This window comes from Sphingomonas sp. PP-CE-3G-477 (assembly GCF_003050745.1).
GTDB lineage: Bacteria > Pseudomonadota > Alphaproteobacteria > Sphingomonadales > Sphingomonadaceae > Sphingomonas.
The window spans coordinates 166,085-185,289 of sequence record NZ_QAOF01000005.1 but is presented as its reverse complement, the minus strand read 5'-3'; the positions used below and the strand labels follow the sequence as shown (position 1 = coordinate 185,289).

Annotated in this window: 21 protein-coding genes; 18 read left to right on the top strand and 3 right to left on the bottom strand. The window is 67.5% G+C overall.

Annotation, left to right across the window (positions count from 1 at the left end):
- The first annotated feature begins 50 nt into the window (after positions 1-50).
- The 18 genes from C8J45_RS12175 (at position 51) to C8J45_RS12090 (ending at position 16,210) form a co-directional block, all read left to right on the top strand.
- Positions 51-1,361 carry a sigma-54-dependent Fis family transcriptional regulator gene (locus C8J45_RS12175; protein ID WP_107963433.1) on the top strand — a complete coding sequence of 437 codons (1,311 nt, stop codon included), beginning with the start codon at positions 51-53 and terminating at the stop codon, positions 1,359-1,361.
- Positions 1,358-1,720 carry a flagellar hook-basal body complex protein FliE gene (gene fliE / locus C8J45_RS12170; RefSeq protein WP_107963432.1) on the top strand — a complete coding sequence of 121 codons (363 nt, stop codon included), beginning with the start codon at positions 1,358-1,360 and terminating at the stop codon, positions 1,718-1,720. The genes C8J45_RS12175 and fliE overlap by 4 nt, the downstream gene beginning before the upstream one ends.
- 1 nt (position 1,721) lies before the next feature.
- Positions 1,722-3,395: a flagellar basal-body MS-ring/collar protein FliF gene (gene fliF / locus C8J45_RS12165; protein ID WP_107963431.1), complete on the top strand. Its 1,674-nt coding sequence runs from the start codon at positions 1,722-1,724 to the stop codon at positions 3,393-3,395.
- Positions 3,392-4,402: a flagellar motor switch protein FliG gene (fliG, locus tag C8J45_RS12160; protein ID WP_056485113.1), complete on the top strand. Its 1,011-nt coding sequence runs from the start codon at positions 3,392-3,394 to the stop codon at positions 4,400-4,402. Before fliF ends, fliG begins: the two co-directional genes overlap by 4 nt.
- Positions 4,395-5,132 carry a FliH/SctL family protein gene (locus C8J45_RS12155; RefSeq protein WP_107963430.1) on the top strand — a complete coding sequence of 246 codons (738 nt, stop codon included), beginning with the start codon at positions 4,395-4,397 and terminating at the stop codon, positions 5,130-5,132. Before fliG ends, C8J45_RS12155 begins: the two co-directional genes overlap by 8 nt.
- Positions 5,126-6,451, top strand: a complete 1,326-nt coding sequence (locus tag C8J45_RS12150; RefSeq protein WP_107963429.1) for a FliI/YscN family ATPase — start codon at positions 5,126-5,128, stop codon at positions 6,449-6,451. The genes C8J45_RS12155 and C8J45_RS12150 overlap by 7 nt, the downstream gene beginning before the upstream one ends.
- Before the next feature lies 1 nt (position 6,452).
- Positions 6,453-6,878, top strand: a complete 426-nt coding sequence (locus C8J45_RS12145; protein ID WP_107963428.1) for a hypothetical protein — start codon at positions 6,453-6,455, stop codon at positions 6,876-6,878.
- Positions 6,879-8,888: a flagellar hook-length control protein FliK gene (locus tag C8J45_RS12140; protein ID WP_146168616.1), complete on the top strand. Its 2,010-nt coding sequence runs from the start codon at positions 6,879-6,881 to the stop codon at positions 8,886-8,888.
- 16 nt (positions 8,889-8,904) lie between these two features.
- Entirely contained in the window at positions 8,905-9,528 is a 624-nt protein-coding gene (fliL, locus tag C8J45_RS12135) for a flagellar basal body-associated protein FliL (RefSeq protein WP_107963426.1), read from the top strand.
- A gap of 3 nt (positions 9,529-9,531) precedes the next feature.
- The gene (locus tag C8J45_RS12130) at positions 9,532-10,494 is read left to right on the top strand and encodes a flagellar motor switch protein FliM (protein WP_107963425.1); all 963 of its coding nucleotides are present in this window, start codon (positions 9,532-9,534) and stop codon (positions 10,492-10,494) included.
- Positions 10,491-10,781 (top strand): flagellar motor switch protein FliN, encoded by a 291-nt coding sequence (fliN, locus tag C8J45_RS12125; RefSeq protein ID WP_056054132.1) that lies wholly within the window; start codon positions 10,491-10,493, stop codon positions 10,779-10,781. The genes C8J45_RS12130 and fliN overlap by 4 nt, the downstream gene beginning before the upstream one ends.
- Before the next feature lie 5 nt (positions 10,782-10,786).
- On the top strand, positions 10,787-11,041 hold the full coding sequence (locus C8J45_RS12120; RefSeq protein WP_107963424.1) for a flagellar biosynthetic protein FliO: 255 nt from the start codon (positions 10,787-10,789) through the stop codon (positions 11,039-11,041).
- A gap of 197 nt (positions 11,042-11,238) precedes the next feature.
- On the top strand, positions 11,239-11,985 hold the full coding sequence (gene fliP / locus C8J45_RS12115) for a flagellar type III secretion system pore protein FliP (protein WP_258191442.1): 747 nt from the start codon (positions 11,239-11,241) through the stop codon (positions 11,983-11,985).
- A 4-nt stretch (positions 11,986-11,989) separates the two neighbouring features.
- Entirely contained in the window at positions 11,990-12,259 is a 270-nt protein-coding gene (gene fliQ / locus C8J45_RS12110; protein WP_055874447.1) for a flagellar biosynthesis protein FliQ, read from the top strand.
- Between the two features lie 127 nt (positions 12,260-12,386).
- Positions 12,387-13,160: a flagellar biosynthetic protein FliR gene (gene fliR, locus C8J45_RS12105; protein ID WP_107963422.1), complete on the top strand. Its 774-nt coding sequence runs from the start codon at positions 12,387-12,389 to the stop codon at positions 13,158-13,160.
- Complete coding sequence (gene flhB / locus C8J45_RS12100; protein WP_107963421.1) at positions 13,160-14,302, top strand: flagellar type III secretion system protein FlhB; 1,143 nt, start codon at positions 13,160-13,162, stop codon at positions 14,300-14,302. Before fliR ends, flhB begins: the two co-directional genes overlap by 1 nt.
- 55 nt (positions 14,303-14,357) lie before the next feature.
- Entirely contained in the window at positions 14,358-15,815 is a 1,458-nt protein-coding gene (gene fliD / locus C8J45_RS12095; protein WP_107963420.1) for a flagellar filament capping protein FliD, read from the top strand.
- Positions 15,812-16,210, top strand: a complete 399-nt coding sequence (locus C8J45_RS12090) for a flagellar protein FliS (protein ID WP_107963419.1) — start codon at positions 15,812-15,814, stop codon at positions 16,208-16,210. Before fliD ends, C8J45_RS12090 begins: the two co-directional genes overlap by 4 nt.
- A gap of 3 nt (positions 16,211-16,213) precedes the next feature.
- Here C8J45_RS12090 and C8J45_RS12085 read toward each other — a convergent pair whose 3' ends face one another.
- The 3 genes from C8J45_RS12085 to lysA are packed head-to-tail and all read right to left on the bottom strand — an operon-like array spanning position 16,214 to position 19,196.
- Positions 16,214-17,167 (bottom strand): zinc transporter ZntB, encoded by a 954-nt coding sequence (locus C8J45_RS12085; protein WP_107963418.1) that lies wholly within the window; start codon positions 17,165-17,167, stop codon positions 16,214-16,216.
- Positions 17,164-17,937, bottom strand: a complete 774-nt coding sequence (locus C8J45_RS12080; RefSeq protein WP_258191431.1) for a bifunctional precorrin-2 dehydrogenase/sirohydrochlorin ferrochelatase — start codon at positions 17,935-17,937, stop codon at positions 17,164-17,166. Before C8J45_RS12080 ends, C8J45_RS12085 begins: the two co-directional genes overlap by 4 nt.
- A complete protein-coding gene (gene lysA, locus C8J45_RS12075) occupies positions 17,934-19,196 on the bottom strand; it encodes a diaminopimelate decarboxylase (protein WP_107963416.1) in 1,263 nt (420 codons plus the stop codon). Before lysA ends, C8J45_RS12080 begins: the two co-directional genes overlap by 4 nt.
- Positions 19,197-19,205: the final 9 nt, after the last annotated feature.

The following is a 19,205-nucleotide window of genomic DNA, read 5'->3' as shown; positions in this document are numbered from 1 at the left end:
GAATTTACCAATGATGGCGCATTCCCCGATTCGTTCAGGGGGACCCTTTCATGCGTTCGATTTTTCCATCAGCGGCAGTCACTTCGCGTAAATACGCGCTCGTCTCGTCGCTGCGCGCGCAGGGGTTCGGGGTGGGCTCTTTCGAGACCGCGCAGCCTGGGCCGAACGACCTGTTCCTGGTCGCGGATGGGGAGGGCATCACCGCCCCCGCCCGCACCGTGGTGATCGGTTGCCAGGGGCGTGAAGTGACCCCGTCGCGTGACGGTTCGCCGGCGCGGATCAGCTTTGCCGCCGAGGACACCGCAGTCGGCAACGGCTTCGCGCGCGCGCTGATCGGTGGGCCCGAAATGCCGACCGCAGCGGACCCCGAATCGCTCGCGCTGCTCGCCCTCGCAGAGCGCGTTGCCGCCGCCGACATCACCGTGCTGATCAACGGTCCGACCGGCACCGGCAAGGAAGTGCTCGCCCGCGCCATCCACAACGGCTCCGCGCGGAAAGACAAGCCGTTCATCGCGATCAATTGCGCCGCGCTCCCCGAATCGATGCTCGAGGCGCTGCTGTTCGGCCACCAGAAGGGTGCGTTTACCGGCGCGTCGGCGGGCGGCGACGGGTTTTTCCGCGCAGCCAATGGTGGCACCATCTTGTTGGACGAAATCGCCGAGATGCCGCTGCAATTGCAGGCAAAGCTGCTCCGCGTGTTGCAGGAGCGCGAGGTCGTGCCGCTCGGCGCCTCGGTGCCGCAGCCGATCGACGTGCGCGTCATCGCCTGCGCCAACCGCGATCTTCACGCCGAAGTCGCCGCCGGCCGGTTCCGCGCCGATCTCTATTACCGCCTTGCCGTGTTCCCGCTCGCGACCAAGTCGCTGGCCGAACGCCCGCAGGATATCCCCGCGCTCGCCGCGACGCTGATCCTGCGTCATGCCGGCAACCGCAACGTCATCCCCTGGCCGAGCCACGCCGCGATCGAGCAGCTGATGCTGCACGACTGGCCGGGCAACGTCCGCGAGCTGGAGAACGTGATCCAGCGCGCACTGCTGTTCTGCGGCGGCGATACGATCGAGGCGAACCACATCGTCTTCGACCGCCCGGTGACGATGACGTTCCAGCGCACCGCGCCGGTGATGTCCATCGCGCCCGCCGCGCCGTCGGAACCGGAAACGCCCCCCGGGACGCTCGGCAACATCGTCCAGATGAGCGAGTTCGCCGCGATCCGCGAGACGCTCAAGGCGTGCAACGGCAGCCGGATCGAGACCGCAAAGCGCCTCGGCATTTCCGAACGCACGCTGCGCTATCGCCTCGCCAAGGCGCGCGAGCAGGGTGACGACATCGGCAGCGCACAGAACTGGGCAGCCTCGGCATGAGCGGCGTCAGTGGAGTAGGCGGCGGCGCGATGAGCGTCGACCGCGTCATGGCGCTGCGCTCGCAGATCCTCGAACGCAACCAGGCGCTGTCGCGTGCTGGGGCGGCGGGGAACGTCTCGCCGACCGAGACGGTCAAGCCGACCAGCTTCGTCGACACGATGGAAACCGCGCTGAAGAGCATCAACGACGGCCAGACGCAGGCTGCCAAGCTCAGCGAAAGCTATGAGCGCGGCGAGACGGTCGACATCGCGAAAGTGATGCTCGCCCGCCAGCAGGCGTCGGTCGGGTTCGAGGCGACGTTGCAGGTCCGCAACAAGCTGCTGTCCGCCTACAAGGATATCATGAGCATGCCGGTCTGACATGAGCACCGCACTCATCCCCACATCCGGCGCGACCGAACGGTTCGCCAATCCCCTCCAGCAGATCAAGGGCGCGTTCGCGCAGCCGGCGGTCCGTCGCTCGCTGCCGATGGCGCTGATGGTCGGACTCATCGCTGCCGCCGCGCTTGCGTGGATGAGCCTGTCGACGCCGACGCAGAAGACGCTGTTCAGCGGCCTGCCCGATTCCGACAAGGCTGCGGTCACGTCCGCGCTGACGACGGCCAACATCAAGAGCCATATCGACGAAGGCACCGGCGCCCTTACCGTCGGCGAGGACGATTACAGCCGCGCGAAAATGCTGCTCGCGGGCCAGGGCCTGCCGAAAGCGGCGCCCGGCGGCTATGCGATCCTCGACCAGTTGCCGATGGGCGTTTCACGCGCGGTTGAAGGCGAACGCCTCCGCCAGGCGCGTGAGTCCGAGATGGCGAAGTCGATCGAGGAGATCGACGCGGTCGCCGAGGCGCGCGTGCATCTCGCGATGCCCGAAGCCTCGGTGTTCGTGCGCGACAACGCCGCGCCCTCCGCCTCGGTGATCCTGAAGTTGCAGGGTGGCCGGTCGCTGAGCGATGCGCAGGTCAGCTCGATCATCAACCTCGTCGCCTCGTCGGTGCCGGGCATGAAGCCCGAGGCGGTGACGATCGTCGACCAGATGGGCGCACTGCTCACCAAGGCCGGCGGCAACGACGGCGCGGGTGCAGCCAGCGACGCGCGGATCGATATCCAGCGCCGCGTCGAGGACAAGTATCGGACCCAGCTGATCGCGTTGCTCACGCCGCTCGTCGGCGCAGGCAATTTCACCGCGGAAGTGCAGGCCGACGTCAATCTCGACGAAAGCCAGGCGACGCGCGAAAGCTATGAGAAGCAGGGCGTGCTGCGCGCCGAGACGGGCAACTGGACCGGCAACCAGAAGGACGGCGCGGGCGCTGCTCCAGGCGGCATTCCGGGCGCGCTGAGCAACACGCCGCCTGCCGCAAGCACGCTGTCGACGCCGCAGCCGGCGACCGGCAACACCGGTGCGCAGCCGGTCGCCGGCGGCCCTGCCCCCGACGCGATGAAGCAGTCCGACCAGTATCAGCGCGCCTACGACCTTGGCCGCGAAGTGTCGGTCACGCGCGCCACGCCCGGCGGGGTCAAGCGTCTCTCGGTCGCCGTCCTGCTCCGCGATCCCGACAAGGGCCGCCGCACCGCGATGGAGATCAACCAGATCAGCGATCTCGTGAAGAGCGCGGTCGGCTTCGATCAGGCGCGCAACGACAACGTTACGGTCATCAGCCGCAAGTTCGCGGGCGCCACCGATGCCGCTGCCGGCCCCGCCTGGTACGACAACGCTTGGCTGCCGGTGCTCGCGCGCAACGGCACCGCGATCCTGATCGCGCTGCTGGTGCTGCTGCTCGGCGTCCGCCCGATCGCCAAGGCGCTGATGAAGAAGCGCGAGGATGCCACCACGCGTCCTGCCTTCGGCCAGCCGATCGGCGAAGTCGATGGCGAGGGCGCGCCAGCCGGGATCGGTGTCGCGCCGCCCGTCAGCCTCGACCAGCTCGAGAACACGCGTGGCTATGACGACCGGATCGGCGCGGTCCGCGGCTTCACCCGCGACAATCCGACGCGCGCCGCGCTGGCCGTGCGCGACATGATCAAGGCGGACGCCAAGTGAGCGAAGTCGCCATCCGAACCTACACCGGCGTCGAGCGCGCCGCGGTGCTGATGATGCTCGTCGGCGAGGAGGAGGCCGCGGCCATCCTCCAGAAGCTCGAGCCGGAGGAAGTTCGCCAGCTTGGCGCGGCGATGTTCAAGGTCGCCGACGTGTCGGAGCAGGAGGTCGAGGACGTGCTCGACGATTTCGTCGATCGCGCGCGCGAGCGGACCGCGATCGGGTTCGATCCGCGTCCCAAGATCGAAGCGGTGATGAACCGCGCGCTCGGCCGCGAAAAGGCCGAGAGCGTGCTCGCGCGGATCACGCCGGCCGAGGCCGCGTGCGAGTTGGAACTGCTCGACTGGCTCGACGCGCCCGAGATCGCGGCGATGATCGAGAAGGAGCATCCGCAGATCGCCGCGGTGCTGATCGCCAACCTCGACGCATCGGTCGGCGGCCAGGTGCTCGAGCTGTTGCCCGACGCGGTGCAGCCCGACATCCTCCACCGCATCGCGCGGCTTGGGCCGATCACCCCCGAGGCGGTCGATACGCTGCGCACCTTGCTCGCCAACCGCACCAGCACGGGCTCGACCGGCGCCGGCGTGACGTTGGGCGGCACGCGCGAGGCGGCGAAGATCCTGTCTGGCGCGCGCAAAGCGACTGAACAGCGCGTGATGCCGAAACTGTTCAAGATCGACCGCGACGTCGCCAAGGCGATCGAGGAGGCGATGTTCGTCTTCGACAATTTGCTCGAACTCGACGACAAGAACCTGGGCACGCTGATCCGCAACGTCGACAGCGAGATCCTGACCAAGTCGCTGAAGGGCGTCGACGAGACGATCCGCAACCGTTTCCTCGGCTGCATGTCGGCGCGCGCCGCCGATGGCATCCGCGACGAGATGGAGGCACGCGGGCCGATGAAGCTCGCCGAAGTGCTCGAGGCACAGAAGGCGATGATCGCGATCGCGCGCGGCCTCGCGAAGGACGGCACGATCCAGATGGGCGGGGGGGAAGACGATTATGTCTAACGGCTTCACCGCAGGCTTCGCGTCGCGCCACACGACGACCGCGCACATCCTGGCGAGCGCGTTCGCGCCGCCCTCTGGGTTCGCCGCGGCGGATATTCGCGAGCGTGTGGCAGCGCGGCCGACCAATGTCGCGTCCCCGAACTTTACTTCGGAGCCGAGTGCCCCGAAGCATTTCAGCCCCGCGGACAAGGACGTGAACCCGACCGCCGGCTGGGATCCGCTCGACCCGGTCAGCGAATCGTCGTTCATCGATCCGCTCGCCGACGCGCATGCCGCCGGCTACGCGGAGGGTCTTGCCGCTGCCGCTGCCGCCGCGCAGGAGACGGCCGCACGCGACGGCGCGCTGCTCGGCGACCTCGCCGCCGCGCTCGGCGGAGACCGGATCGACCGCGAGCATGTCGCCGCCCAGCTGCGCCAAACCGTGCTGTTCCTAGTCTCGAAACTTGTCGGTGAAGTCGGTATCGCCCCCGACGTCCTCGCCGGCCGGATCGAGACCGCCGCCGAACTCCTGTCCGACTCCGCCGAATCCGCGCTGCTCCGCGTCCACCCGGACGACGTCGCGCTGCTCGACGGCCGCCTGCCGAAGACGATCTTCGCAGCCGGCGATCCGGGCGTGGCGCGCGGCAGCTTCGTGCTCGAAAGCGCGTCGACGATCGTCGAGGACGGTCCGGAATTGTGGCTGGATCAATTGGCGCAGGCGATCGACCGCGTGCCGGTGCCCAAATGCTGAACCGATTTACCGCCGACTATCTCGAAACCCTCTCCAACGCCGATTTCGTCGCCAAGCCAAAGGTCTCCGGCCGCCTCGCCTCGTTCGACGGGCTGCTCATGGAGGCGGTCGGCCTCACGCTACCCGTCGGCACCGTCTGCCAGGTCGGCGAAGGCGCGACGAGCGTCGAGGCGGAAGTCATCGGCTTTCGCAACGGCCGCACGTTGATGATGAACCTCGGCGGCGCTGCGGCCCTTCTTCCGCGCGCACCGGTCAAGCCGATCGGCGCGCCGGGGGAGGCCGAAGTCGGGGCTGCCATGCTCGGTCGCGTCGTCGATGGCGCCGGCAAGCCAATCGACGGCCTCGGCCCGATCCGCGGCGCCGGGCGCTGGCCGCTCGCAGGCAAGCTCCAGTCGCCGCTCGATCGTGGCCGCGTGCTCGAACCGCTCGACGTCGGTGTGCGCGCGATCAACGGCCTGCTGACGATCGGCCAAGGCCAGCGCGTCGGCATCATGGCGGGCTCGGGCGTCGGCAAGTCGGTGCTGCTCGGCATGATCGTCCGCGCCGCGCAGGCCGACGTGATCGTGATCGGCCTGATCGGCGAGCGCAGCCGCGAAGTCGCCGACTTCCTCGAAACCAAGGTCGCTGGCGAGGCGCGCAAGCGCTCGGTGGTCGTCGCCGTCCCCGCCAACCATTCGCCGGTGCTCCGCATCCGCGGCGCGCTGCGGGCGCACGCGATTGCCGAATCCTTCCGCGACGAGGGCAAGAAGGTCCTGCTCATCATGGATTCGCTGACCCGCGTCGCGCATGCCGGTCGCGAGATCGGCCTCGCGCTCGGCGAGCCGGCGTCGGCCAGAGGCTACCCACCCAGCGCAATAGCGATGCTGCCGAACCTTATCGAGCGCGCGGGCGTCGACGTCCACACCGGCGGCTCGATCACCGCGATCTACACGGTGCTGGCGGATGGCGACGACGGCAACGATCCGGTGGTCGACTCCGCCCGCTCGATCTTGGACGGCCATATCGTCCTCAACCGCCATCTCGCCGAGCGCGGGGTCTATCCCGCGATCGACATCGGCCCGTCGGTCAGCCGCGTGATGACGGATATCGTCGACGCGCCGCATGCGAAGGCCGCACGGACGCTCCGCCGCCACCTCGCCACCTATGAGGAAAACCGCGATCTCGTGCTGATGGGCGCCTATCGCCACGGTGCCGATCCCGCGATCGACGCGGCGATCGCGTGCCACCCGGCAGTCATGGAATATATCCGCCAGGACGCCGACGAGAACGTCTCGCTGAACGACGCGGTCGCCGAGCTGACCGGCGTGTTCGGCGGCTGAGATGGCGGATGCCCGCGGCAAGACGCTGGCGCGCATCCACCGCGTCCGCACGCTTCAGCTCGGCCTGACCCGCGCCGACGAAGCGCGCGCGCACGACAAGTTCGCCAGCGAACAGCTCTTGTCCGGGCGTATCGCGCTGCTCGCCGAAGCGGTCGCGCCGGTCCACGAGACGCTTGCCGCGGTGTCGCTGGGGGCGTCGGCGCATTACCGCGAACGCTTGCACCAGTCCGCCACCGCCGCAGTCGAACGCGTCCGCGCTGCCGAGCGCCATGTCGAACGCGCGACCGAAGCGACCCGCGCTGCCAAGCGCGATCAGAGCGCGGTGGAAAAGCTGCTTGCCCGCGCAGACGCCGATGCGGTGCTGAAGGCGATCCGCGAAATGGAAGATGCACCGGCGTTCCGGAAGGTTCGGCACGATCCTTGCTGAGTGACGGGCACACGCCCGAACCCGAGTGCCCGAATGATCCAGACCGCGACCCTTTCTCCGACGTCCCCAACCCTGCGAGCGACCACGACGCCACAGGCGGGCAGTGTCGCGGGCGGTGTCGCAGGCGGTGGAGCGGGCAGTTTCGCGGAGTCCTTTGCGCAGGCCAGCGACGATGCGCCCCCCGCTGCGACGACCGGGGACGTGCCGCCCGATCTCCAATCGCCGTCCTCTACCCGGCAGGACTGGGCCGCGACCGGCAACGGATTGCCGATCGCGGCTCTTGCCGGCGTCGGCGCGGTCTCGTGGCAGGCCGCGATGACGCCCCAACCCGTGGCCGCCAAGCCGGACGCGTCACCGGTAATACCGGACGCCGCGCTTCTACCCGCGACGGTCGCGGTGCCGGTCCCCGTACGCCCGGCTCTCACCGCTGGGCGGCAGGCACTTGGCGCACGCCCTCCCCGTTCATCCCGAAGCGAACAAGGCGTGGAAACGGACGATCTGGTACTTGCCGAACGTTCCGAGCCAACCAAGGCGCCTCCTACTGAAGTACCGCGACACGACCAAGTTACGCAGCCCTTGCTCGTCGCCCCCGCAGTTGCCGACACCGCGAGCCCCGAGGTCGTCGCGGCAGCCACGCCATCTCCCACCCGCTCGAGCCCTGGTGGCGTCGTTGCGGCATCCCCTGAAGCCGCGCTCAAGCCGGCGGCGAACAGGCAAGCGGCTCGCGGGGCGATGAATAGTCCCGACCTTCCGAACGGGCGTGCTTCGCCGGACGAACCGACTGGGGCCGCGACCCGCGCCGCATCGAAGCGTTCGGCGAACCTGCCGTCGGGCGGGAGCGCGGCAATGGCTGAGCCGGTGCCTGCCGTAGCGCCCCGCCTAGCCTTGGCCGACCCGCCCCTGCTTGGCCGGATGCCTCACGATCAGGCGCTACCGGATACGCCGCACCTGCTTGCAAAAATGCCCGGCGGCAGTGCAGTCGCGCCGCCGGTCGCAAGCCTGCCGCTGCCCGCGCATGTGGGCGAGGTTGCCCCGAACACGACGCTCCTTACCTCGCAGGTCCCGGAGTTCGTGAAAGCCGGAAGCACGGCGAAGCCTATGGCGAGGACTTCGGGCCAAGGCGGCCAGATCACCCAACCGCTCATGGGGGTACTCGCCTCGCCACCGCCGCCGATCGCTGAGGCACCCCTCGGTGCGGCCATGACGGAGGTGCAGAGGGTGTCGCCAGTCCAGATGGGCTCGTCGGTCCCGTTCGCGATGCCGGCGAGTGCTGGATATGGCACGGTGGCAGGTCGCAGTCCGGTGCCGACCGACGCCTCGGCAGACGCCATGCCGATAATGACGGCGGCCCCCCCCGTGGTCGGCACGCCGCGCTGGACCGCGACCGAGGCGACGGCACCGGTCGCGCTTGCGGTGGCGCAGCCCGGTGCGGTTCAACCGCAACCCGGCACGGTCGCGTCGGCGGCTCAGGTGTTCGGCGCGGCGATCCAGGTGGCCTCCAAGGCGCGTGACGACACCGAAGCGAAGACGGGATCGCTCGAGTCCGTGCTCGGCTCGACTGCCCCTGCACCGCTCGTGCAGAGCCCACCCGCGACGGCGCAGCATGCCGCGCTGGACATGCGGCAGGAGCGCTGGCCGCACGCGATGATCGAACGCATCGACATGCTCCGCGACGCCGCCAACGCGACCGACACGCGGATCCGCCTGATCCCCGATGCGCTCGGCGCGATCGACGTGTCGATGAGGAAAGATGGCGACACTGTCCACGTCCACTTCAACGCCGAACAGCCTGCGACGCGGACCTTGCTCGCCGATGCGCAGCCGCGGCTGGCCGCGCTGGCCGAAGCGCGAGGGCTGAAGCTCGGGCAAGCCATGCTCGGCGATGGCAACACGGGCAGCAACGCCGGTTCCAGCCAGCAGCGCGCACCGGCAACCACGAACGCCCCGAATCGCGCGACCGCGGTATCCGCCGTGATCGCAGACCCCACCGAAAACACCCGAATCGCTTGACCCGAAGGACCCTGATATGAGCGACAAGAAAGATACTGCGGACGCGGCCCCGAAGAAAAAGGGCAAGATGAAGACGATGCTGATCGGCGGCGTCGCGCTGCTGGTGCTCGTCGGCGGCGGCATCGGTGCGGGCGTCTATGCCAGCAGCGCCGGACTGTTCGGTGGCGGCCATGCCGAGGTCGACGACGGCAAGCCCAAACTCCTCCCCAAGAGCGAGCAGAAGCATGCTCCCGATGGCGGCGAAGGCGGCGGTCATGGTGGCGAGGACGCAGCGCCCGAAAACCACGGCATGAAGACCCCGGAAGGGCAGGGGGGCGACAAATACGCCTCGACCTACTACCCGATGGAGAAGGATTTCATGTCCAATCTCCAGAATTCGGTGCACTTCGTCCAGGTCGGGATCGCGGTTTCGACACCGTATGACGACACCGTCATCACCAACCTGAAAACCAACGATATCGCGGTCCGTTCGGCCATCCTGATGACGCTCGGCGACACCACCGAGGAGCAGGTGATGAGCAGCGACGGCAAGCGCCAATTGCAGGTCCGACTCGCCAAATCGATCAACGATACGCTGAAGCAGAAGGAAGGCTTCGGCGGCATCGGTAACGTTTACTTTACCAGTTTCGTTGTTCAGTGAGGCATGGTTAACGAGGCCTCAGCAAAGACACGCGAGCGACGCGACCGGGATCGCTCGGGCGCGCCCAAGGACGGCGTGCTGCATCAGGGCGTGCTGGGCGGGGCCAAGCTCAATCCGTTCGGCGACCTGCATTCGCTGCAGCATCTCTCGGCACGGTTCGCGCGTGGTTTGCGCGGCGTGTTCGAGCCGTTGCTGCGCCAAGAGGTCCGCTGCTGGGCCGAGCCGTTGGTGGTCCAGCGCTTCACCGACTACCGCGCGGAACGCAGCGATGCGCTGACCGCGTGGCTGCCGCTGATCATGACGCCGGGGATGGCGCAGGCGCTGTGCATCATGGACGGCAAGTTCGTGCTCGAGATGCTCGACATGTTCTTCGGCGGTACCGGTGCAGCGCCGCACACGTTGCCGACCGAGTTCTCGCCCGCGGCCGAGGCGATGGTCGCGCGGATCGGCCAGATGATCGCCGCGCCGCTCAAGACCGCGTGGGAGCCGATGGCGCGGTTCGACTTCCTGCCGACCCGCGTCGAGGTGAACCCGGCGATGATCGCCGATCTCGACGGCGAGGACGCGATGATCGTCACGCGCTTCGGCATCGCCGCGGGCGCCGCGAAGCCGGTGTTCCTCGACCTCGTCTACCCCGTCTCCGCGCTGAAGCCGCATGCACCGTCGCTGACCGCGAAGGTCGTCGGCAAGTCTGCCGAGCCCGATCCGGCCTGGCGCACCGAACTGACGCGCGCGGCGATGAACGTGCGCTTCCCGATCCGCTCGGTGCTCGCCGAGCCGGTCGTCAAGCTGACGATGCTGATGGACCTGAAACCCGGCGACGTGATCCCGATCACCATCTCGGGCGACGTGCCGGTGATGGTCGGCAACAACCGGCTCGGCTGCGGCACGGTCGGCACGTCCAATGGTTTCGCCGCCATCCAGCTCACCTCGATTACCCGTTTCGACGAAGGATTTGCAGCATGAACGACATGACCGGAGGCTTCCCCGTCGACGCCGCCGTGGCCGCCAATTTCCGGCTGCTCCAGGATGTTGATGTCAAGTTGACTGTCGAGATTGGTTCGACCAGCCTGACCTTGCGCGAACTGCTCGCGCTCGGCGAATCCAGCGTGATCGAGCTTGATCGCCAGGCTAACGAGTTGCTCGACGTGTTCGTCAACGGCACGCTGATCGGCCGCGGCGAAGTCGTCACGGTCGGCGAGCGCTTCGGCGTGCGGATGACCGAGCTCGTGTCTCCAGACAAGCGCGGCTGAACCCGATGCTCTGGACCTATATCCTCAAGCTCGTCATCCTGCTGCCACTCGTGTGCGGGCTGATGTTCGGCTACCTGTATCTGTGGCGCAAGTTCGAGAGCCGGATCCCGGGCAAGCCCTCGACGCGGCTGATCGGCGTCAAGGAAACAATGATGATCTCGCCGGGCCTGCGCCTCGCGGTGATCGATTTCGAGGGCCGCCGGCTGCTCGTCTCGGTCGGTCGCGGCGGCGTGCACCTGATCGACAAGGTCGACGCATGAGCGCCGTCGCTCGTCCGACGGTGACGCGGAAAGGCTCGGGCCCTGCCCTGTTCGCCGCATCCTCCGCCAAACCGTTTTCTCGCGTACGTGGAATTCCAGGAGCCACGAACGGTACGCTGCATAATTCTGCATCGCGCCCGCGTGCAAACGCATGGCTGTGGATAGGCCTCGCCGTCCTGCTCGCCCTCTTCCTCGCGATGCCCGCCTTTGCGCAGGCCGTTCCCGCCCCGACCAACCCCGCTGTCGGCGACGCGGTCGATCGCGCACTCGGCCAGCTTGGCGGACAGGCTGCGGGCAACACCGGCCAGAGCGGCTCGCTGTCGCTTTCGCTGCAAGTCCTCATCATCATGGGGCTGCTCACGGTCCTGCCGGGGATCCTGCTGATGATGACCAGCTTCACGCGGATCATCATCGTGCTTGCGATCCTGCGCCAGGCGCTCGGGCTGCAACAGACGCCGCCGAACCAGGTGCTGCTCGGGCTGTCGCTGTTCCTCAGCTTCTTCATCATGGCGCCGACGATCAGCCAGATCAACACGACCGCGATCCAGCCCTATGCCGCCGGGCAGCTCGCCGGCACGCAGATGATCACGACCGCCGGCGTGCCCTTGCACGCGTTCATGGTCAAGCAGACGCGGATCAAGGACGTCACTATGTTTGCGCAGATCGCGAAATCCGGGCCCTATGCGACGCCGACCGACATCCCGTTCTCGGTGCTGTTGCCGGCGTTCGTGACGTCCGAGCTGAAGACCGCGTTCCAGATCGGCTTCCTGATCTTCCTGCCGTTCATCGTCATCGATCTGGTCGTCGCGACCGTGCTGATGTCGCTTGGCATGGCGATGCTGAGCCCGACGATCATCTCGATGCCATTCAAGCTGCTGCTGTTCGTGCTGGTCGACGGCTGGGCGTTGACGATGGGCAGCCTCGCCAACTCGTTCGCGACCTGAGCGCATGGACGCGCAATATTTCCTGACCGTCGCGAATCAGACGATGTGGGTGCTGGCGCTCGCCAGTGCGCCGATCCTGATCCCGGCGCTGCTGGCGGGGCTGATCCTGGGCATGATCCAGGCGGCGACGTCGATCAACGAGCAGACGCTGTCGTTCGTGCCCAAGTTGGTCGTGGTCGCGGTGTCGATCCTGATCTTCGGGAGCCTGATTTTAGGTCTGCTGAGCGATTTCACGATCGGGATTTTCGAGCGCATCCCGGATCTGGTGAAGTGAGCGCACTTGCTGCTCCCCTCCCGCTTGCGGGAGGAGTCAGGGGAGGGGCGTGCCCCACCGACCGGACGCAAGTACGTACGCCGCGCCCTCCCCTAACCCCTCCCGCAAGCGGGAGGGGGATTTTACAGTGCTAGGTTTTGGGCTCAGCATCGAGCCACAGCTTTGGGCGCTCGTGTTCGTGATGATCCGCATCGGTGCGACGTTCATCGCTGCGCCTGTGTTCGGTAGCGTCTCGGTGCCGCTGACCGTGCGCGTCACGCTGTCGGGCGCGATCGGCTTCCTCGTCCTCGCTGCGCATCCGATCGTCCCGCCGCAGAACATCTTCGCCGTCTCCACCATCCTCTCCGCCGCCGCCGAAGCCCTTGTCGGCCTCGCGCTCGGCTTCGTGCTCCAGATCGCGTTCGCCGCGCCCGTCATCGCCGCCGAGATCATCGGCGGCGCGATGGGCCTCGGCTTCGCATCCTCGATGGATCCGCAGAACGGCAAGTCCAGCCCTGCGCTCGGCCAGTTCTTCTCGATCATGCTGACGCTGCTGTTCCTGTCGGTCGACGGCCACCTGATCCTGATCGACCTGCTGGTGAAGAGCTACGACGTGCTCCCCCCCGGTGCCGCGTGGATCGGCGTCGAGCGGCTGAAGGCGATCGCGTTCTTCGGCGGCTATGCGTTCCTCGCCGGACTGTTGCTCGCGTTGCCAGTGGGTTTCCTGCTGCTCTGCCTCAACATCGTCGTCGGCATGCTGAGCCGCGCCGCGCCCTCGCTCAACCTGTTCGCGGTCGGCCTCCCCGCCAGTCTCGCGGTCGGCGTCGTCACGCTGGCGATCGCGTTCCCGACGATGGGCGATTACATGCTCGTCATCGTCCGCGAAGGCCTCGCCGCCACCGAAAACCTGGTACTCGGCTGATGTCGGAGGATTCGGGCGAAAAAACCGAAGCACCAACCGCCAAGCGCAAGAAGGATGCGGTCGAGAAGGGCGACATCCTCAAATCGCGCGATTTCGCGACCGCGCTGAGCATGCTCGCCGGGGTCGCCTGGCTAATCTACGCCGGCCCGACGCTGATCTCGGCGTGCAAGGCGATCATGAGTTCGAGCTTCCAGTTCACGCACGCCGACGTCGAGGATTTCTCCCCCTGGCGCCCGCTGATGGAAGCCGGCGGCAAGCTCGCGCCGTCGCTCATAACCTTGTTCATCGTCAGCATCGGCGCCGCGATCCTCAGTCAGGCGGGACTCGGTTCGCTCGGTTTCAACGGCGGACTGCTCGCCCCAAAATACAGCCGCGTCGATCCGGCTGCCGGGCTCAAGCGTATTTTCGGCGCGAACGGCTGGATCGAACTCGGCAAATCGTTGCTGAAGGTGATCCTGCTCGGCACGATCGGCGGCTGGATGCTGTGGAACGCCGCGCATTCGACGATGGGTCTCGCCTCATCCGCCGATCTCAACCAGGCGCTGTCGGCGCTCGGAGGTATCTTCAAGGGCATCCTGATCGCGATGGCGTTCGGGCTGTGCGCGATCGCCGGCATCGACCTGCCGATCCAGATCATCCGACGCCTCGGCAAGATGCGGATGTCGAAGCAGGAGGTGAAGGACGAGCACAAGTCGACCGAGGGCAATGGCGAAGCGAAGGGCCAGATGCGCGCCAAGATGCGTGCGATGGCGAGCGGGGGCCTGCGCAAATCGGTTGCGGAGGCGCATGTCGTGCTGACCAACCCGACTCATTTCGCGGTGGCGCTGCGCTATGATCGCGGCAAGGATCAGGTGCCGGTGGTAGTCGCCAAGGGGCGTGGTGCGACCGCGCTGGCGATCCGCGAACTGGCCGGCGAAGGCCGCGTGCCGATCCTCGAATATCCGACGCTCGCGCGTGCGGTCTATTACACGAGCAAGGAAGGTCAGGAGGTCCGCGATGACCTCTACACCGCGATCGCGACCGTGCTGGCGTTCGTGTTCGGGCTGAACGCGGCAGCGGGCGGGACCACGCCCGGAGTCCAGCCGTTCGTCACCGTGCCGAAGGATGCGCGGTTCGACGAAAACGGCATGAAACAGGCCTAAACAATCGCGCCGCGCAGCCGTTCTTACAGGTGAGCGCACGTGTAGGGACTCTACCATGGTAACATCGACCACCAGCACGACGGCCACGCCGACCCCGACACCTGCAGCGACTCCCGCCAACGCGCAGAGCGTGATGAACGCGGCAACGCAGTCGCTGCTGAAATCGCTCGAGGCCGGGTCGGGCATCGATACCGGCACGCTCGTCCCCGCACTGGTCACCGCGCAGTTCGCCGCACGCACCGCAGCGCTCAAGGCCAAGTCGGACACGCTCGCCGCGCAGATCTCGGGTGTCAGCACATTGAAGAGCACGATGACCGGTTTTTCCACCGCCCTCGCCAATCTGGTGAAGGGCGGCAGCCTGCAGACGCAGCCGAGCAGCTCAAACGGCGCCGTGCTGTCCGCGACCGCCATATCGGGCGCCAAACTGTCGACCCTGTCGGCCAGCGTCACCGTCACGCGCCTTGCGACCGCGCAGGTCGCGCGCACGACGACGGCGGTGCCCGCAGCGCAACGAAGCAGCTCGCTCGATACCGGTGCGCTGACCCTGACGATCGGCGGCGGCACGGGAATTTCGATCGCGATCGGCGATGGCAGCATCGATGCGATCGCCGCCGGAATCAACGCGTCGAAGAGCGGCATCACCGCGTCCGTCGTCACCGACGCGAACGGCGGCGCCTATCTGTCGGTCAAGGGTGGCACCGGTGCCGCGCAGGCCTTCACGTTGAAGGGCGACGGTCCCAGCGGCGCAGTCGATATCGGCGGCGGGTCGACCCAGACCAGCCTGGTATCGACCGCGCAGAACGCGCTGCTCACCGTCGACGGCATCGACGTCGAGCGACCGAGCAACACGATCAGCGACCTCGTCGACGGCGTCAAATTGCAGCTCAACGCGGTGTCCACGATCCCGGTCACGCTCGGCAGCAGCACGCCGACCGACGCGCTGGCCCAGGCGGTCAACGATGTCGTCACGACCTTCAACGAGGTGCTGGCAACGATCACCGAACAGACCGATCCGATCACCGGCAGCCTGCGATCCGACCCTGCCGCGACCGCGCTCCTCCGCTCGCTGAAGGCGCTGGTGTCGAAGCCGCTGGTCGGCGGTGCGACCGGCGGCATTCCACGCACCCTGTCCGAGATCGGCGTCGCGACCAACACCAACGGTACGCTGCGCGTCGACACCGCGCTGCTCACCCGCCAGATCGCCGCCTATCCCGATACGATCGAGTCGATGTTCGCGCCGTCGTCCACCAATGTCCTCGGCCTGTCCGGTACGCTTAGCGCGCTCACCAACAGTGCGAACAACACGTCGACGGGCCTCGGCGCCTCGACCGTGCGGTACACGGCGGCGGAAGCCGACGTAACAGAGCAGCAGGACAAGGTGACCGACCAATCCGCACAGCTCACCACGCGCCTGACCCAACAATATGCCAGCATGAATTCGCGTGTGACCGCGTACAAATCGACCCAGGCATTCCTCACCAACCAGATCGCAGCCTGGAACAAGAGTTCGTGACCTACGCCAGCACGCTCGCGCGCGATCCGTTCGCGACCTACCGCCAGATCGACGCGGTCGGTCGTACCGCGACCGCGGACGGCCCTGCCCTCGTCCAACTGCTCTACAAGGAACTGGTCGCAGCCCTGCGCGCCGCCGCCTGGGCCTGCGAAAAGCGCAAGTTTTCGGTCAAGAGCGAGCGCATCACGCGCGCCACCGCGATCCTGTTCGCGCTGGAGGCCGGACTCGATTTCGAGCAAGGCGGACAGGTTTCGGAAACGCTGGCACGTCTGTACGGCGGTGCCCGGAAAACGATCGTCAACGCCTCGGTCGGCCACGACCCGACGCCGTTCCGCGATTCAGCCGACATGCTCGACGAGATCGCGCAGGCCTGGCGGACCGCCAGCGCCGCGTAGGCTCTACCGCTTGAACCAGTGCCGCATCGAGAAATACGCGACGACACCCACCGCGATCACCAGGCACGCCACCGCGATCGCATCGAACGCCCACGGCTCCTCGGCATAGGGCAGGCCCTTGACGTTCATGCCGTACAGGCCGGTCAGGAACGTCAGCGGCAGGAACACCATCGCCGCGATCGAGATGATCAGCGAGCGGTTGTCGATCTGTTCGGCGCGCAGGTCCGTCAGCGTCTCGTGGATCAGCGCCGAGCGTTCGCGGATCGATTCCAGCTCCTCCGCCATCCGCGCGGCACGGTCCGCCGCCGCGGCCAGATGCAACCGGTCGTCGTCCGCCAGCCAGTCGCCGGGTAGCGCCGCCAGCTTCTCCAGCGCCGCGCGTTGCGGGCTGAGGAAGCGTTTGTAGCCGATCGCCGCGACGCGCACCTTGCTGACCGCGCGGCGCAGTTCGAACACGCGGTTGGCGTCGAGCTGTTCCTCGCAATCGTCGAGTTCGTCGCCGAGCGTCGCCACGTCGGGATCGAGATCGGTGGTGATCGCGGTGGCGAACGCGGCGATCAGGTCGCCTGGATCGCGCACCTCGTGGCGCTCGACCATCTTCTCCACCTCCGCGACCGCGATCAACGGTTTTCGCGTGACCGAATAGACGCGGCCCTTCACCGCCCAGATCCGCACCGACGCGAGCAGGTCGGACGTGTCGAGCTCCTCCTTCGATCGCCCGCGCAAATTGAGGAACGCGCCATCGCCAACCGCCTCGCAGCGCGGCCGGGTCTCGGTCGCGGTGAGCGCATCGACGACATAGTCGAGCAGCTTTGCCTCGTCGCGGAGCCAGGTCTGCGCATGCTCGGCGGTGGTCGACAAATGCACCCAGACGAGGTCGGCGGTGCAGGTGAGCGCTTCCTTGACGTCGACGCGGGTCGCTTTCCCATCGACAATCCGGAACGCGAAACCACTCATCGTGCCATCTCGACTTCGACCGACAGGCCGGTGCCGGGATTGGCGGGCATCGCCGCGCACAGTCGTGCAGCATCGGCGCGGGCACGGTCGAGGATCGCCGCAGGGACATCAGGGCCATGATAGACCCGGTCGGCGCTGGCGAGCGCGCGCGCCTGGCGGAGCGTCAGGTCCTCGGGATCGTCGGACAGGAGAACGAGGGTTATCGCCACGTCGCGCTTTGCAGCGGGCGCAGCTGTCGGGGCCAGCCATGCGTCGACGTCATGCGTCGGTGATAGCGGGTCGAGCATGCCGCCCGCCCCCATTGCCGTAGCAAGTGCCCGGCGACGCTCCCCCATATCGGGCCAGCGCTTGCGCAAGGCCTCCCGCGCAGCCTGCAACGCCAGCGCCAGCTTGCCGAGGTCGGCGGGGATCAGCGCCTCCAGCCGCTGCCGCAACGCCGCCGCCAGCCCGGCCGACACACCGCTCGTGCCGATCGCGATCAGCACCGGGGCGCGGTCGACGATCGCCGGCAGCGTAAAGTCACACAGCGCCGAACGATCGACCGCGTTGACCAGGATACCGCGCGACTTCAGCCGCGCGACCGCCGCTAGAGCTTCGTCCTCATCGTCGATCGCGACGATCGCGAGCGACGCCGGAGCATCCTCACCGACGACGTCCGCCCCTGCGCGATCGAGCAACCGCCGTTTCGCATCCGCCGCCTCGCCCTCACCGAGCAGAATGACCGGGCGCCCTGCCAGCCTCACGAACAGCGGCAGGCTCTGGAGTATCACCGCTTGAGCCATTCGGGCACGCACTCGGCGGCCAGGATCGTCTCGGGGTGGATGCGGTCGGCGACCACCGCGAACCGGTCGCCGTCGACCAGCACCTCGGGGACCAAAGCGCGGCTGTTGTAGGTCGAGGCCATCGTCGCGCCGTACGCGCCCGCAGTGCGGAAGATGCCGAGATCGCCCGACTTCACCGCGTCGATGTCGCGGCCCATCGCGAAGGTATCACCGGTCTCGCATACCGGCCCGGCGATGTTAGCGGTCATCCGATCGCCGGTCGGCTCGACCGCGACGAAATCATGATACGCATCGTACATCGCGACGCGCGCGAGATCGTTCATCGCCGCATCGACGATGACGTACGGGTTCACGACGCCGGGCTTCACCCAGATCACCTCGGTGAGCAGCACGCCGGCATTGCCCGCGATCACGCGGCCGGGCTCGAACATCAGTTCGACGTCCCAGTCGGCGGTAGCGCGTGCGACCATCGCGCCATAGTCCGCCGGGCTCGGCAGCACGTCGCCGGGCTTGTACGGCACACCGAGCCCACCGCCGAGATCGACGCGGCTGATCGTATGTCCGGCAGCGCGCAGTTCCGCGACCAGCTCGCCGATCCGCGCATAGGCGGCCTCGAGCGGCGCGAGGTCTGCGAGCTGGCTGCCGATGTGGATCGCGACGCCGCGCAGGTCGAGGCCGTCATGCTTCGACAGGCGATCGAACATGGCGACCGCCTGGTCGATCGCGACGCCGAACTTGTTCTCCTTGCGCCCGGTCGAGATTTTCGCGTGCGTGCCCGCATCGACGTCGGGGTTCACTCGCAGCACCGCCGGCGCGCGTTCGCCGCGCGCATGGGCCAAGGCGGCGAGGACTTCGCCTTCTTCCTCTAGCTCGAGATTGAACTGGCCGATCCCTGCATCGAGCGCCTGCGCGAGTTCGCGCCGCGTCTTGCCGACGCCCGAGAACACGATGTCCGAGGCAGGGATCCCCGCCGCCAGTGCGCGCTGCATTTCGCCCGCGGAGACGACGTCGGCGCCGTAGCCCTCGTCGGCCAGCACGCGCAGCACCGCGACGTTGGGATTTGCCTTGATCGCATAGGCCAGATGGACGCGCCCGGCGCCCTTCAGCGCGTCGCGGAACACCTGCGCGTGGCGGCGGAAGGTGGCGGTCGAATAGACGTAGACGGGCGTGCCGACAGCCTCGGCGATCGCCGGCAGGGCGACGTCCTCGGCGTGCATGACACCGTCACGATAGGCGAAATGATCCATGGTTCAGGT